A 16,540-nucleotide genomic window follows, 5' to 3' on the forward strand; every position below is an offset into this window, starting at 1 on the left:
GGGATCGGATGAAAATATGTACTTTCGCGAACGAAATCAAATAATGATATGTTGTACTAAATAAATCAATAATTATGTTTAGTGAAAAACGAGGTAACGTATTACATGGTGTCTTGCTGATAGCCCTTTTCTCTTGTTCCGCATTCTATATCGCGGAGTTCCAGTTTATTAAACAATTGTCATTCAGTCCGCTGATTGTCGGCATTATTTTAGGTATGTTGTACGCCAACAGCCTGAGAAACCATTTGCCGGAGACGTGGGTTCCGGGTATCCTGTTTTGTACTAAGCAAGTGCTTCGTGTGGGTATCGTACTATATGGGTTTAAGCTGACCTTCCAGAGCGTGATTGCGATCGGCCTTCCGGCAATCCTGATCGATATGGTGATCGTGGTGCTTACCATCTTGATCGGTGTTTGGGTGGGGCGATTGATGAAAATGGATAAAGACCTTGCTTTACTGACCGCCACGGGTAGCGCTATTTGCGGGGCTGCCGCGGTATTGGGCGCTGAACCGGTCGTGAAGTGCGAGGCTCATAAGACGGCGGTTGCCGTATCGACAGTCGTGATTTTCGGTACGCTTTCTATGTTTATTTATCCGGTGATGTACCGTGCGGGTATTCTTGATTTAGACCCTGAGCAAATGGGACTTTATACGGGTGCGACCTTGCATGAGGTAGCTCATGTGGTAGGAGCCGGTAACGCTATGGGAAAGGAAATTTCGGATGCGGCTATTATCGTGAAAATGATTCGTGTGATGATGTTAGCTCCTGTGCTAGTGGTCATGAGTTTCATGTTGGCTCGAACTGCTGAGAAGTCCGTGGTTAACGGGGGGAGGAATGGCGGAGGCGTTGCCCCTTCTCGTGGTAAGATCACTATTCCTTGGTTTGCGTTTGGTTTCTTGGCCGTGATTGGTTTCAATTCGCTCGACTTGCTTCCTCATGCGGTTGTAGATGGGATCAATCAGGTAGATACATTCATGCTGACAATGGCCATGACTGCTCTTGGTACGGAGACTAGTATCGAGAAATTTAAGAAAGCTGGCGCTAAGCCCTTTGTTTTGGCCACTATTTTATATGTTTGGTTACTAGCTGGTGGTTATTTGTTGGCGAAATATGTGCCTCAACTTGCATAAGATCGTATTTTCCTCTATTTTTGTGATCTTAAATAGGTCGTTGTGGATAAGATGAGTCTTTTATCCATACCGTGAAATATAAAAAGATGGCATCAAAGATTACAAAAGGTATCCTTATTTCTTGTTGGATAGTATACCTCGCTATATTAGGGGCGGTGGTAATGGTGTTTATGGCGATAGCGAATGGTTCAATTGGTTATATGCCTCCGGTGGAACAATTGGAGAACCCGATTGATAAATATGCTTCCCAAGTTATCTCCTCGGACGGAAAGGCGTTGGGAGCCTATGCGCATAGCAAAGACAATCGTATTTACGTGAATTATGAGGATCTTTCGCCGGATTTGGTGAAAGCCTTGATCGCTACCGAGGATATCCGGTTCGCCGAACATAGCGGTATTGATGCGCAGGGTTTGTTTCGTGCCATCGTGAAGCGGGGTATCTTGATGCAAAAAAGCGGTGGTGGCGGTAGTACCATTACCCAGCAATTAGCGAAGCAATTATTCTCGCCGAGTGCCGATAATATGATGGAACGTCTTTTCCAGAAACCGATCGAATGGGTGATCGCGGTTCAATTGGAACGTTATTACACAAAGGAAGAGATTATAAATATGTATCTGAATAAGTTTGACTTCTTGTACAATGCCGTGGGAATCCAATCTGCGTCTCGTGTGTATTTCGGGAAGACCCCTAAAACCTTGAAGATCGAGGAAGCCGCCACGTTGGTAGGCATGTGCAAGAACCCTTCTTATTTCAATCCGGTTCGCCATAACAAGCGTACCATCGGCCGTCGTAATACGGTTTTGGAGCAGATGGAAAAGGCCGGGTACATAACCAAGGCGGAATGTGATTCGTTGAAGGCTTTACCCTTGGTCGTACATTTTACCCGTATGGACCATAAAGACGGTTTGGCTCCTTACTTCCGTGAATACCTTCGTCTGACAATGACCGCGAAGAAACCGGAGCGTAAGGATTACGCCTCTTGGCAATCTCAGAAATTCAGTGAGGACTCATTATCTTGGGCGACGAATCCATTATATGGATGGTGTAACAAAAATAAAAAAGCCGACGGAGAATACTATAATCTTTATACGGATGGCTTGAAAATCTATACGAGTATCGATTCCCGTATGCAGAAATATGCGGAAGACGCTGTCCGTGAACATATGAGTAAAGATCTTCAACCGGCTTTCTTCCGGGAAAAGAAGGGACGTAGCTATGCTCCGTTCTCAAGAGACGTAAGTGTCGGTCAAGTAGACACGATGTTGATGCGTGCGATGCACCAGACAGATCGCTACCGGGCGATGAAAAAGAGTGGAATGGCTGAGGCCGATATGCGCGAGGAGTTTGAGAAGCCTGTCGATATGCGTGTGTTTAGTTGGGATGGTCCGATCGATACGATCATGTCTCCCTTGGATTCGATTCGTTATCATAAGAGTTTCTTGCGTACGGCGTTTATGTCGATGGACCCTCGCACCGGGCAGGTCAAGGCTTATGTAGGTGGTATTGACTATAATGACTTCCAATATGATATGGTGAATGGCGGTCGCCGTCAGATCGGTTCTACCATGAAACCGTTCCTTTATTCGTTGGCGATGATCGAGGGGATCAGTCCTTGCGACCAGATGCTACATGTGCAGCAGCAGTTGATGGACGAGAACGGCCGTTTGTGGGTTCCCCGTAACGCCAGCGCGAAGCGAATCGGCGAGATGGTTACGATCAAGTGGGGATTACAGAACTCGGATAACTGGGTAACCGCTTATCTGATGAGCCAGCTCTCACCTTATACGTTTGTTCGTTTGCTTCATTCTTTCGGCTTGAAGAATCATATCGATCCGGTTATCTCGGTCTGTCTGGGTACTCCGGATGTATCGGTGGGTGAGATGGTCGGGGCCTATACGGTATTTGCCAACAAGGGCATCCGGGTAGAACCTTTATTCGTGACCCGTATAGAAGATTCATATGGAAATACAATCGCGAACTTTACCCCACAGATGAGTGAGGTGCTGACGGAAGATGCTTCCTATAAGATGCTACATATGTTGAAAAGCGTAATCGACGGTGGTACCGGAGGACGTGTACGTTTCCGCTACGGCATCAAGGCGGAGATGGGTGGTAAGACCGGAACGACCCAGAATAACTCCGACGGTTGGTTCATGGGATTTACGCCTAGCTTGGTTTCCGGCTGCTGGGTAGGCGGCGAGGACCGTTCCATCCATTTCGACCGCTTGGCGGAAGGGCAGGGAGCGAGTATGGCGTTACCGATTTACGCCCTTTATATGCAAAAGGTTTATAAAGATAAAACGTTAGGCTACTCGGAAGACGAGACTTTCGAGATCCCCGAGAAATATGCGAACCCATGTAGCGAAGGAGGGGAGGAAGATAGCCCCACGACCCCACCGGATACGGGAGGCATCGATAAGATGTTTGAGTGATAATAATCAGACTATTACAGTTTTTTTTAATTCCCCGTAAGGAAAACTTTTGTTTCACACCGAAAAACAAAAGTTTCTTCAGCAGGAAACTTTTGTTTCTTCCAATAGAAACTGCAGTTATCTTTATGGAAAACAGAAAGCGCTACTGATCCTTTTTCCCAAATCCTTTGTTATACTAAGAATTAATGGTTAGATTTGTAACTGTTAATCTTAAGAAAGGAGGAGCTATATGGACCGTAGTAAAATGATTTCTCAGTTGGAAGACCCGTCTGAAGTCTTTGATTTTCTTGTGATCGGAGGAGGGGCTACCGGTATAGGTATCGCTCTGGATGCTTCGACAAGAGGATATAGAGTCGCCTTATTCGAACAATCGGACTTTACGAAAGGAACTTCCAGCCGTAGTACGAAGTTGGTCCATGGCGGTGTCCGTTATTTGGCGCAAGGAGATGTCTCCTTGGTTCTGGAAGCTTTGCGCGAACGAGGCCTGCTACGCCAGAACGCTCCCCATTTGGTAAAAGATCAAACCTTCTTAATCCCTTGTTATCGTTGGTGGGAAGGCCCGTTTTATACGATAGGCCTGATCCTATATGATGTGATGGCCGGAAAATTAGGTCTGGGACGTTCGGTTTGTATCGGTCCGAAACGGGCGCTCCGTACCATTCCGATGCTCCGATCGAAAGGGATGACCGCCGGGGTGCTTTATCATGACGGCCAGTTCGATGATTCCCGTCTTGCGATTAATATGGTCCGCAGCTCTATCGACGCTGGTGCTTGTATCTTGAACTACGCGAAAGTCATAGGGCTTCTGAAGGACGGCGACCGCAAAGTATCCGGCGTTACGGTTCGAGATGAGGAGACCGGTACGGTTTATCAAGTAAGATCCCGTTGCGTGATCAACGCTACCGGTGTCTTCGCTGATGAGATCTTGCAAATGGACGAGCCGGGTAAACGCCCGACCGTTCGCCCCAGCCAAGGAGTCCATTTGGTATTGGATTCCTCTTTCTTGCAAAGTGATTGCGCCATTATGATTCCTAAGACATCGGATGGACGTGTGTTGTTCGCCGTACCTTGGCATGATAAAGTCGTGGTAGGGACAACGGATACCTTGATGGAATCGCCGGAAAAAGAGCCGGTAGCCTTAGAGAAAGAAATCCAATTTATACTCGATACGGCCGCTAACTATTTGACCCGGCCACCCAAGCGAAGCGATGTCTTATCCGTGTTTGCGGGGCTTCGTCCGCTCGCCGCTCCCCGTAGCGAAGGTAAAAAGACAAAAGAGATATCACGTAGCCATAAATTGATCCGGGAGAAATCCGGCTTGATCACCATTATCGGAGGCAAATGGACAACCTACCGGAAAATGGCTCAAGATACCCTAGACCTAGCGATACGTTACATGCATATTCCTACAAAAGACTGTATTACCGAGCGTTACCAAATCCATGGTAGCCGGAAGAATCCGGATTTCTCCGATCCTTTATACGTATATGGTACGGATGCCGACGAAATCCGTAACTTAGTGGCCTCTTCCCCCGCCATGGCGGAGAAGTTGCATCCGGACTATGCCTATACGGTAGGAGAGGTAACTTGGCTGGTCCGTAATGAGATGCCTCGTACTTTGGAGGATGTATTGGCACGCCGTTTGCGTATCTTATTCTTAGACGCACGGGCGGCGATGGCGATGGCTCCTAAAGTAGCGGGGATTCTGGCTACGGAATGGGGGAAGGACGAGACTTGGACCTCTGCTCAGGTAAAGGCGTTTAATGAGGTTGCCTCGAATTATATACTGAATTGACAAATTGATAAACGATACTAATATAGAAGGATATGAATTTTCGAAATAAATATGTGTTGGCGATCGATCAGGGAACCACTAGCTCCCGGGCTATCCTGTTTAATCATCAAGGAACTATTATTACGTTGGCTCAGAAACCATTCCAACAGTATTTCCCGAAACCGGGCTGGGTAGAGCACGACCCGAATGAGATTTGGTACACCCAATCGTCTGTCATCAAGGAGGCGATGGCAAAAGCGGATGTCACGGATAGCCATATCGCCTGTATCGGAATCGCTAACCAACGGGAGACTACCATCATCTGGGACCGGGAGACTGGCTTTCCCGTATACAACGCGATCGTATGGCAGGATCGCCGTACGGCGGATTATTGCGAGGAACTTAAATCGCAAGGCTGGGCGGAACGTATCCAGCAGAAGACCGGATTGGTGATCGACGCCTATTTCTCCGCCACGAAGATAAAATGGATATTGGATAACGTAAAGGGTATCCGGGAGCGTGCGGAGCGGGGAGAGCTATGCTTCGGTACGGTAGATACTTGGCTGGTTTGGAAACTTACCCGGGGCGCTCAATTCATTACGGATGTGACGAACGCTTCCCGTACCATGCTTTTCAATATCCGTACTTTGAGATGGGATCAAGAGTTATTGGACTTGTTTACGATACCGGCCTCGATGTTACCGCAAGTGAAAGCCTGTAGCGAGGTTTACTGCGAGACATCAACTCCTATTTTTAAGAAAGGCATCCCGGTATCCGGTATGGCTGGCGACCAACAGGCGGCTCTGTTCGGCCAGCTCTGCGTAGAGGATGGTATGATCAAGACAACCTACGGAACCGGCTGCTTTATGATCCTGAATACCGGCAAGGAACCCGTTCTTTCCCAGAATAACCTATTGACAACGATCGCGTGGAAATTAGGGGATCAGACGACCTATGCGCTGGAAGGTAGTGTCTTTGTGGGAGGTGCCGTCGTTCAATGGTTGAGGGATGGGATCGGCTTGATTCCGAATGCCTCGATTACGGAGCAAATGGCGAAATCCGTCAGTGATAATGGGGGTGTTTATTTTGTGCCGGCGTTAACGGGTTTGGGTGCGCCGTATTGGGATCAATACGCACGTGGCGCTATTATCGGGATTACCCGCGGAACTACGGCGGCTCATTTAACCCGTGCGGCTTTGGAGGGCATCTGTTATCAAGTATATGATGTATTGATGGCCATGGAAAACGATATTCACGCCAAGCCGAAAGAGATTCGGGTAGATGGCGGTGCTATCGCTAATAACTTCTTGATGCAATTCCAGTCCGATATCTGCCGCTGTCCGGTCGTACGTCCGAATGTATTGGAGACGACTGCTTTGGGAGCCGCTTATTTGGCGGGCTTGGCGATCGGCTATTGGAAGGATATCGATGAACTGAAAGAACAATGGTGCTTGGATAAGGTCTTTAACCCACAAATGAAAGAGGATACCGCCTGTAAATTATTGAACGAATGGCATAAGGCGGTAGGGCGTTCTCAGAATTGGGCTGAATAATGAAAATCATCTTATAGGCAGATTAACAAGTTAACAAATTCTTAAATTATTATCTTATGTCTCCATTTTTAGCGGAATTATTAGGGACTATGCTCTTGATCCTGATGGGAGGAGGAGTTGTAGCGAATGTCTGTTTGTCGAAAACAAAAGGCAATGGAGCGGGCTGGATAGCGATAACGACCGCTTGGGCTTTAGGCGTATTTATCGGTGTTGTGGTAGCCGGCCCTTATAGTGGCGCACATTTGAATCCGGCGGTATCGATCGGCTTGGCGATCGGAGGGACTTTCCCTTGGTGTGATGTATGTACTTATATAGCCGGGCAAATGATAGGTGCCGCTTTGGGCGCTTTATTGGTCTGGCTGGTTTATAAGGATCACTTCAACGCTACGGATGATCCGGATGCGGAATTAGGCGTATTCTGTACGAGTCCTGCTATCAAAGATTATCCAATTAATTTCTTAGGTGAGATGATCGGTACGTTCGCCTTGATGTTTGTCGTATTTTTTATAACGGACGGAGAACTAACCTACGAAAGCAATAGTACCTTGCCGATAGGTTTAGGTTCGGTAGGTGCCATTCCGGTAGCGTTTACGGTCTGGGTAATCGGTCTTTCCTTAGGTGGAACTACCGGTTATGCGATTAACCCTGCCCGTGATTTAGCTCCCCGGTTCATACACTTTATTTTGCCGATCAAGGGAAAAGGCAGCAGCCATTGGGAGTATGCTTGGGTACCTGTTTTAGGGCCGATAGCTGGGGCCGCTATTGCCGGTATGCTCTATTATGTATTGAAATAATCTCTTGTATCATCCGGATCACTTTCGGAACCGCCGCCTTTACCTCGGGTGTCAGATCCATTCCGACCTCGTTGATATTGAGGGCGGAGATGACAATGAGATGGGTTTCTGGGAGATCTTCGGTTAGGATCATGGCGTCGATCATATCTTTTAGACCGATCTCGTGGGCGCTCATGAGCGGGGGAAAGTCGGTGGCGTAACGAGGTTGGATCAGACGGACGGTGCCCGGAGGGTTATTATCCAGCGTGGCGTCGATCATGATGATACGGTCATATCCTTGCAGCCAACTTAATAAATGAAGTCCTCCCGTGCCCCCGTCCATCAAATGGACGTGAGCCGGGAGCTTCTCGTTTTCTAAAGCCTTGATAACGTGTATGCCTACACCTTCGTCTTTCAGCAATAAATTGCCTACTCCTAATACTAATGTTTCCTTCTCCACTTTCATCCTTTTTTAGCGATCTTAGTGATAGTCTCGGCAGTCTCGGTTACCTCTTCCTTGTCCGCTATGTCTTCCTCGATAAACTTCCAGCCACCGATGATGGACGAAGTCTCACCACGTTGCTCGATATAGTCATGATAAAATACCAGATAAATATGAACGATAGCGAAAAGGATGAAGAACCACATCAGGAAATGATGAATCTGGCGAGCCATCAAATCCCCGCCCATCAACGGGATGGTCCATGCGAACAATTGCGGGAAGAAAGACTGACTCATCTTGGCGTATAGGCCGAATCCTGTGATACTTTGTAACAAAAATGCCCAGAAAGTTCCGAAATAAATCAAGCTAGCCAAGGCGTTATGCCCGATACTGTCTACCGGTTTGTTCTTAATCATCAAGATATCTACCTTGATCACCTCCAATACCTCTTTCCATTGGGATTTCTTTAAAGGGATGAAGTTATTCCATCTGGCATAACGATTCCCGACGAATCCCCAATAAAGCCGGAATACGAAATTGAAGAAGAATACGAACGCTGTTACAAAATGGATAAACCGAACCACGCCGAACCAATAGCTGAAATAAGCCTCCGAAGCGGACATGATCGCGGGAGGATCGGCGATGATAAAGCCTGTCACGCAGAGTATGGCGATACAGAGCGCATTCACCCAATGATAGATACGTACGGGTAATTCCCATACATACACTTCTCTTAAACGTTTCTTACGACTCTTCATGGCTCTATTGTTTTTTAGAATGTATCAACTTGGTGCACATATTTTCCTTCCTCGTCATACAGATGCACGGCACAAGCCAGACAAGGATCGAAAGAGTGGATCGTCCGAAGAATCTCTAGGGGTTGCTTCGGATCGTATATCGGCGTACCGATCAAAGCGGACTCGTAGGCGGACAATACGCCGTTCTCATCCCTCGGTGAGGCGTTCCAAGTAGTAGGCACTACCATCTGGTAGTTCTTTACCCGGTTCTTGTCGATCACGATGAAATGGGCTAATGCTCCACGGGGAGCTTCGGCCAATCCTACGCCTTGCTCATGATCGAGCCAGTTCTCCCGTTCCCATTCGGCACTGTTTGCCATCCGGGAATCCCCGTTCTCTAGGTTCTTGATCAATTGGTTGAAAAACTCAAGGGCCCAGTCTGCTGCCATTCTACATTCCAATCCACGAGCAGCGGTGCGTCCTAGGGTAGAGAATAAAGCATCTACCGGCAAGTCGAGCTGACGTAAAGTCTCGTCTACGATACTCTTTTGGGGTTCCTTCCCTGCGGCGTAGGCTACGATCAAACGAGCTAACGGACCCACTTCCATTGGCTCCTGTTTCCACCGTGGCGTCTTGATCCAACTATATTTATCCTCTACGTCCAATAACTTATAGGGGGGACGAGGGCCAGTATATTCCAGATGGGTCTCTCCCTCGTAGGGATGCAAACCGGCTTTGTCTCCTTGCGTGTATTTATACCATGAATGATAAATGTACTCCTTGATTTCTTCCGGGGAGTTAGCGTCTACGGGATGTACCTTGCTAAGGTCACGATCCAAGACGATTCCTCTGGGGATCTTATAACTTTCCACTTCCCCGAGATCGAACATCGGATAGTCTCCGTAAGACAAATAGTTTCGTACTCCTCCGCCAATCTTACTCCATTTGTCTTTATAAACGTTGGAGATCATCAATAAATCCGGGATATAAACTTGATTGATGAATGTTTTCGCCTCCTCTAGTTTCTGCTTTACCAGAGCGAGTCGATCTGCGTTGATCGCATTGGCCTCATTTAAGTCGATGCTGCAAGGCATACCGCCTACGATATAGTTTGGATGCGGATTCTTGCCCCCGAACACGGCGTGTACCTTAACGACCTCTTTCTGCCATTCCAACGCATCCAGATAATGGACGGTAGCGATAAGGTTCTGTTCCGGCGTAAGTTTATAGTCCGGATGTCCCCAATACCCATTGGCGAATATACCAAGCTGCCCGCTGGCAACGAACTTCTTTAGCCGTTGTTGTGTGGCGGTGAAATACCCCTCGGTATTCTTTGCCCATGGAGAAAGTTGCTGGGCAAGTAAAGCGGCGGCTTTCGGATCGGCTTTTAAGGCGGATACCACATCTACCCAATCCAATGCATGCAATTGATAGAAATGCACCGTATGGTCATGCATATACAATACGGCTTGCATGATATTACGAACCATACTGGCGTTGGGAGGGATCACGATACCCCGTGCGTTCTCGACCGCCCGTACCGAGGCAAGCGAGTGGATGGAAGTACATACGCCGCAAACACGGCCTACGAAAGCCCATACATCCCGGGGATCCCGGTCTTTTACGATATTCTCGATGCCCCGCACCATGGTACCCGAGCTATAGGCGTTCTTGATAGTGCCACCTTCTATTTCAGCCTCTACCCGCAGGTGGCCTTCTATACGGGTAATGGGGTCTATGACAATTCTTTCTGACATGATAGTAGTGTTTTATTAGATCGTAGATTTACTTTCCGGCTCATCATTGTCGATAAGCTCTTTTTTCCGTATGTTAGTCGCTACGGCATGTACGGCGATACCGGCGGCGGTAGCGGCTCCAAGAGCCAGACCGATCTGATCCGCCGTGGCCTCGATACCGAATCCGTGTATATCGGGCATACGTTTATAGAACGGGCTGTTGTCCCAGAAATTCTCCTCGCTGCAACCTAAACAGGGGTGACCGCTTTGGATTGGGTAACTGGTGCCCTCGTTCCATTTGATGATACCGCACGAGTTATAGGTGCTTGGACCTTTGCATCCCACTTTATACAGGCAGTAGCCATGCTTGGCGTTCTCATCGTCGAAGCTCTCCACGAACAAACCGGCGTCGAAATTCGCACGGCGGTAGCACGTATCATGTACCCGGCGTGAGTAGAACATCTTCGGACGGCCCAATCCATCCAATTGTGGCATACGATCGAAGGTCAACATATAGATAATGACACCCGCCATCACGTCGGCGATCGGAGGACAGCCTTGTACATTAATAATAGGTTTACCTTTGATGACTTTATGGATACCTTTAGCGCCGGTAGGATTCGGGTTCGCCGCTTGCACGCAACCGGCGGAAGCGCAGTTGCCCCAAGCGATGATCGCTTTAGCTCCTGCGGCGGCCTCTTCGGTGATCTGCAAGGCACTCTTGCCGCCTACGCAACAATAAGCCTCGTCTTTTGTAGGTAACGATCCCTCGATCATCAGCAGATAATTGCCGTAATACTTTTTCATGGTCTCTTCCTTAGCGGCCTCGGCCTGTTCGCCGGCGGCGGCCATCAGCGTCTCGGTATAGTCTAGGGAAATCTTGTCTAACAACAAGGTAGCCACGATCGGGTGGGCGGCACGGATAAACGATTCGGTACAACAGGTACATTCCTGTAGGTGTAGCCAGATGATCGGAAGGCGGGGTTTCGTCTCCAAGGCATTTACTACCTGTGCCACTCCCGAAGCCTCCAATCCCATCAGGGCGGCCATGGTGGTACAGAACTTCAGGAAGTCCCGGCGGGAGATGCCTTTCTGACGGCACTCTTCGTAAACGGACGGTCTTTTATTTTCCATATCTCAGCAATTAAGTATTCTAACAAATACGGGGGAGTTGCTCCCCGCTTAGCATATCGATGATCCGGTAGTTACCGTATAATGTCTTCATCTTGACCCGGGCTTGCTCTCCGCTTTGCTTGGTGATACGGCCGATAACGGTCGCTTGCCTGCCCTCCTCAAAACGTCTCATAAGAGGTAACGCTTGTTCCGCAAGGCTTTCCGGCAGGATCACAAGAACCAATCCTTCGTTCGCTATATAGAGTGGGTCTAATCCTAGCATCTCGGATGCGGCACGTACCGCTTCCGGAATAGGCAGGGCGTCTTCGTCCAGCAGGATATCCACACCAGCGTCTTGGGCGATCTCGTTGAGGGTTCCGCTTACGCCACCTCGGGTGGGGTCACGTAAGACATGTACCTCTCCTATAGTATGTAACAGCTCAGAAATCAGAATGTTTAGCGAAGCGGTATCACTTTTTAGATCCGTCTCGAATCCCAAGCTTTCCCGTGCGGAAAGGATCGTGATACCATGTAGACCAATCGGGCCACTACAAATGACGACATCGCCGGGAGTGGCTTGGTCTGGGGCGATTCGTATGCCCGGAGGGACGATCCCGATCCCACTGGTGTTGATAAACAATTTATCGCACTTGCCCCGTTCCACCACTTTTGTGTCTCCGGCTACGATCTGTACGCCGGCACGCTCCGCCGCACGTTTCATGGATTGTACGATACGCTGAAGATCTGCTAGAGGCAAGCCCTCTTCCAGTATAAACCCGGCGGTCAGATACAAAGGACGGGCACCACAACAAGCCAAATCGTTAACGGTCCCGTTGATCGCCAGATCACCGATATCTCCTCCGGGGAAAAAGATCGGGTCTACCACGAAGGAGTCGGTAGAGTAGGCCAGTCGCCCTTCTTCCATAGGGAACACGCATCCGTCATGATCCTGCTCCAATAATGGGTTCCGGAAAGCCGGATAAAATACTTGGCTGATCAGTTGGTGTGTCATGCGTCCTCCCCCTCCGTGCGCTAGTAACACACGGTCTGAGTCGGTAAAAGGAAGCGGGCAATTCAAGTGTATATCCATATCTTTCTATTTATATCTATAATAAGCGGCACAAACCCCTTCCGAGGAGACCATCGGGGCTCCCAGCGGATGGGTGGGATGGCAGGCCTTCCCGAAATGGGGACAGTCCGAGGGTTGTCTCAAACCTCTCATAATCAGTCCGGCGATACATTCGGATGCGATCTGGTTTTCTTCCGGACGCAATTGAAATCTCATTCGGGAGGAATATCTTTTATATTCGGATCGAAGTTGAAGCCCGCTGGAGGGGATGATTCCGATGCCTCGCCAGTCTTGGTCGCAAGGTTCCAGCATCTCGTCCATAAGTTGGCGGGCGGCGGCATTCCCTTGTTCGGGGACGGCCCGTTTGTAAGCGTTCTCTACCTCATAACTTCCGGCTTCCAACTGGGAGACACAGCGGTAGATACCATATAATAGATCTACCGGCTCGAATCCGGTGACGACCATCGGGATTTTATATCGGGCGGCTAATCGGTGATAGGCTCTGTTGCCTGTGATGGCGCAGACATGTCCGGCTGTCAGGAAGCCATTCACTTTGCTTTCCGGATCTGATAAGATAGTCTCGATAGCGGGTGGTACCGTGAATAAGGAAGTCAATATGGAAAAGTTCGGAAGTCCTCGGCGTATGGCCTCTTTCAAAGCCATGAGGTGGACAGGTGCGGTCGTCTCAAAACCAATCGCGAAGAATACGATTTCCTTATCCGGATTCTCCTTGGCGAGTGATAGGGCATCCAAGGGCGTATATAGCATACGGATATCCGCTCCTCTCGCTTTTATGCTCAATAAATCCTCCTTACTTCCCGGAACTCGCATCATATCCCCGAAAGAGGCTAAGATCACATTCGGCTGTGTCGCCAACTTCAAGGCGTAGTCGATTGTCTCGACCGGTGTTACACAGATCGGGCAGCCCGGCCCATGGAGCAGTTGAAGATCCGGCGGCAACATCTCTTCCAGCCGATAACGGGCGATAGCATGTGTTTGCCCGCCACAAATCTCCATGATATACCAAGGTCGTGTCACCTTTTTGCGGATGGCCTCCAGAAGAGTTTGTACCTTCTCGTTGCTTCTATATTCGTCTACGAAACGCACTTTTGTAATTCTTTAAGGTCTTTCAGTGTTTCCTCCGCTTCTTTCTCATCTACCACGGATATAGCGATTCCTGCGTGAGCGAGGATATAATCCCCCTGTTTCACATCCACCCATTCAATACATATATTCTTTAGGATGCCTCCGAAATCAACTTTAGCCATGGTCATTTCGGGGATGCTTCGATCGATTGAGATAATCTTTCCGGGTACCGCTAAACACATATCGTTTCAATTTATTTAATAACCTCAAAGATACTTAATATGTTTAAGTGGGAAAGATAAAATTGATAAATATTATTTATAAGATGATAGATAATATCTCTTTAGTAAATACGATAGTCGATTCGTGTCTGATTAGACATTTATTCCTATATTTGTGCTATGGCGAAGAATAAAGTATATGCGTTGATTATTCAAGGCTTGGTTCAAGGGGTTGGTTTTCGCCCTTTTATCTACCGGATCGCTAAAGATCTGGGGATGAAAGGTTGTGTGGAGAATATGAATAATGGAGTACGTATCTTGGTTGCCGCTACTCCGGATGATCGGGATTTGCTGATAAGTCGTATACGGACCGAGCATCCTCGTGTCGCTTATATCCATCGGATCTCCTATACATCTACGGAAATGGATGAAGATGATTTTGACGATTTTACGATTACGCCTAGCCATTCAGAATCGGATGAGGTCACGCAGGTCTCCCCGGATATCGCTGTTTGTGCGGATTGTATGCGAGACCGGACTACTCAACCCCATCGAATCGGATATCCTTTTATTAATTGTACGCATTGTGGCCCTCGCTTCTCTATTATCCGGGACCTTCCTTACGACCGTTCGCAGACAACGATGGGCGGTTTCCTTATGTGTCCCGATTGTGAGAAAGAATATACGAATGTTATCGATCGCCGTTTCCATGCCCAACCGATCGCTTGCAATCATTGTGGCCCGACTTATTATGCGACTTATAACGAGGAGACTTATATCGATTATGAGACCTTATTGAAACTTACCTCTCGCTTATTGCTTGGTGGAGAGGTTATTGCGGCTAAAGGAATCGGAGGCTATCATTTGATTTGTGATGCCTCGAACGAGAGAGCGGTTGCCCGTCTGCGAGAGATAAAGCAGCGGGATACCAAACCATTCGCTGTTATGTTCCGTGATCTGGAACATCTGCAAGTCTATACAGTAACGGAGCCGATGGAGGAGCGATGCTTAGTTTCTTGGCGCCGTCCGATCGTACTGCTGAGGCAACGGAGCCGGTTAGCTTCCGGAATCAATCCGGGCATGCATACGCTAGGATGTATGTTGTCTTATATGCCGATTCATTACGATTGGTTTGCTCGTACAGGGATACCTGCGTTGGTAATGACCAGCGGGAATCTAAGCGATTTGCCGATAGCGATCACCCCGGAGGATGCGGAGGCGCAATTAGCGGGAAAGGTAGCGATCCTCTTGCATCATAATCGCCCGATCCATAACCGGGTAGATGATTCTGTATTGCAGGTCTGCGGAGGACAACCTTGCTTGATCCGTCGTTCCCGGGGCTATGTGCCGGAACCCTTTTTCACGGATACAAATGTGGAGGGGATCATGGCTTTTGGTGCGGAGAAAGTGAACACGTTCGCTTTGGGAAAAGGAGAGACGATCCTGCAAAGTCAATATATTGGCGACTTAAAGAACTGGGAGACTTTCCGGTTCTATACGGAATCTATGGAGCGGTTTCGTCATTTGTTTCGTTTCAATCTCCAGCGATTGGTTTGTGACCTGCATCCGGATTATCTTTCCAGCCAAGAGGCGGAACGTATCTCGAAATCTCTTTCCTTACCTTTATTAAAGGTACAACATCATCATGCTCATGCCGCTGCTTGTATGTTGGAGCATGGATTGAATGAGCCGGTTCTCGCTATCGTGATGGATGGGACAGGTCTGGGTGATGATGGTAAGGTTTGGGGAGGCGAGTTCTTCTTTTGTGACCGAGCGAAATACCGTCGCCTTTCCCATTTTGAGTATGTCCCGTTACCGGGAGGCGACAAGGCGGCTGAGGAGCCATGGCGAATGGTTGTCGCCTATTTGTGGCATTATTTCAAGGACGAACCGTCGGGTATTCCTTATCCGGCCGATTTCGTGGAACGCATAGGCACGGAAAGGATCGCTATGCTTGAACGAATGATGGAGAAAGGTGTGAATACACCCTATACATCCAGCGCTGGCCGGCTGTTTGATGCGGTAGCTTCTTTATTGGGGATTTGCGATGTCTCCAGCCACCAATCGGAGGCTCCGGTCTTATTGGAGCAGGCGGCGATGGGAGAGAGGAACGCTTATGCGTATCCAGTCTCGGCGGAGGGAGAGGAAATCTCTTTTTATTCTTTGTTTGAGGCATTATTGCATGATAAGACGAACGAGGTCCCGGTGAGCTTGATATCCGCCCGTTTCCATACGACATTGGCTTCCTTGTTTGTGCAGAAAGCCCGCTTGTTGATTAAACGGACGAAAGCGACACAAGTGGTTATCTCGGGAGGATGTTTCCAGAATAAATTATTGACGGAGTCGATGAGGAGACAGTTCATCATGGCTGGGGTCCCCGTCTATATTCCGTCTCGTATACCTTGTAACGATGGGGGGATAGCCGTGGGGCAATTAACGATCGCCTCGGTGACTCCCTTTTAAAAGAGATCAGA

Annotated in this window: 13 protein-coding genes; 6 read left to right on the plus strand and 7 right to left on the minus strand. The window is 48.6% G+C overall.

The features are described from left to right. Nucleotides 1-74: 74 nt before the first annotated feature. The 5 genes from DWY79_RS03885 to DWY79_RS03905 all read left to right on the plus strand — a co-directional run bounded on the left by DWY79_RS03885 (nt 75) and on the right by DWY79_RS03905 (nt 7,683). Entirely contained in the window at nt 75-1,130 is a 1,056-nt protein-coding gene (locus DWY79_RS03885; RefSeq protein ID WP_122368878.1) for a YeiH family protein, read from the plus strand. A gap of 86 nt (nt 1,131-1,216) precedes the next feature. Next, nucleotides 1,217-3,562: a transglycosylase domain-containing protein gene (locus tag DWY79_RS03890; RefSeq protein ID WP_005865028.1), complete on the plus strand. Its 2,346-nt coding sequence runs from the start codon at nt 1,217-1,219 to the stop codon at nt 3,560-3,562. A 229-nt stretch (nt 3,563-3,791) separates the two neighbouring features. Then, the gene (locus tag DWY79_RS03895) at nt 3,792-5,357 is read left to right on the plus strand and encodes a glycerol-3-phosphate dehydrogenase/oxidase (RefSeq protein WP_048928651.1); all 1,566 of its coding nucleotides are present in this window, start codon (nt 3,792-3,794) and stop codon (nt 5,355-5,357) included. Between the two features lie 32 nt (nt 5,358-5,389). Then, entirely contained in the window at nt 5,390-6,889 is a 1,500-nt protein-coding gene (gene glpK, locus DWY79_RS03900) for a glycerol kinase GlpK (RefSeq protein ID WP_122368879.1), read from the plus strand. Between the two features lie 56 nt (nt 6,890-6,945). After that, nucleotides 6,946-7,683, plus strand: coding sequence for an MIP/aquaporin family protein (locus DWY79_RS03905; RefSeq protein ID WP_005855011.1), 738 nt, complete (start codon nt 6,946-6,948; stop codon nt 7,681-7,683). Here DWY79_RS03905 and DWY79_RS03910 read toward each other — a convergent pair. From DWY79_RS03910 to DWY79_RS03940, 7 genes are read right to left on the minus strand one after another with little or no spacing between them, the layout of a single operon-like run. Next, entirely contained in the window at nt 7,649-8,128 is a 480-nt protein-coding gene (locus DWY79_RS03910) for a hydrogenase maturation protease (protein WP_122368880.1), read from the minus strand. The genes DWY79_RS03905 and DWY79_RS03910 overlap by 35 nt on opposite strands. After that, nucleotides 8,125-8,862: a Ni/Fe-hydrogenase, b-type cytochrome subunit gene (cybH, locus tag DWY79_RS03915; RefSeq protein WP_036618017.1), complete on the minus strand. Its 738-nt coding sequence runs from the start codon at nt 8,860-8,862 to the stop codon at nt 8,125-8,127. Before cybH ends, DWY79_RS03910 begins: the two co-directional genes overlap by 4 nt. Nucleotides 8,863-8,876: 14 nt before the next feature. Continuing rightward, a complete protein-coding gene (locus DWY79_RS03920) occupies nt 8,877-10,598 on the minus strand; it encodes a nickel-dependent hydrogenase large subunit (protein ID WP_122368881.1) in 1,722 nt (573 codons plus the stop codon). Nucleotides 10,599-10,613: 15 nt separating this feature from the next. Next, nucleotides 10,614-11,711, minus strand: a complete 1,098-nt coding sequence (locus DWY79_RS03925; RefSeq protein ID WP_005865043.1) for a hydrogenase small subunit — start codon at nt 11,709-11,711, stop codon at nt 10,614-10,616. 19 nt (nt 11,712-11,730) lie between these two features. Beyond that, nucleotides 11,731-12,780, minus strand: a complete 1,050-nt coding sequence (gene hypE, locus DWY79_RS03930) for a hydrogenase expression/formation protein HypE (RefSeq protein ID WP_122368882.1) — start codon at nt 12,778-12,780, stop codon at nt 11,731-11,733. 6 nt (nt 12,781-12,786) lie between these two features. Further along, the gene (hypD, locus tag DWY79_RS03935; RefSeq protein WP_122368883.1) at nt 12,787-13,866 is read right to left on the minus strand and encodes a hydrogenase formation protein HypD; all 1,080 of its coding nucleotides are present in this window, start codon (nt 13,864-13,866) and stop codon (nt 12,787-12,789) included. After that, the gene (locus DWY79_RS03940; protein ID WP_005865048.1) at nt 13,854-14,087 is read right to left on the minus strand and encodes a HypC/HybG/HupF family hydrogenase formation chaperone; all 234 of its coding nucleotides are present in this window, start codon (nt 14,085-14,087) and stop codon (nt 13,854-13,856) included. The genes hypD and DWY79_RS03940 overlap by 13 nt, the downstream gene beginning before the upstream one ends. Nucleotides 14,088-14,246: 159 nt before the next feature. On the opposite strand from DWY79_RS03940, the gene hypF reads away from it, so the two are divergent. Next, nucleotides 14,247-16,529: a carbamoyltransferase HypF gene (hypF, locus tag DWY79_RS03945; RefSeq protein ID WP_122368884.1), complete on the plus strand. Its 2,283-nt coding sequence runs from the start codon at nt 14,247-14,249 to the stop codon at nt 16,527-16,529. Nucleotides 16,530-16,540: the final 11 nt, after the last annotated feature.

Source organism: Parabacteroides sp. AF27-14, assembly GCF_003635425.1.
GTDB lineage: Bacteria > Bacteroidota > Bacteroidia > Bacteroidales > Tannerellaceae > Parabacteroides > Parabacteroides distasonis.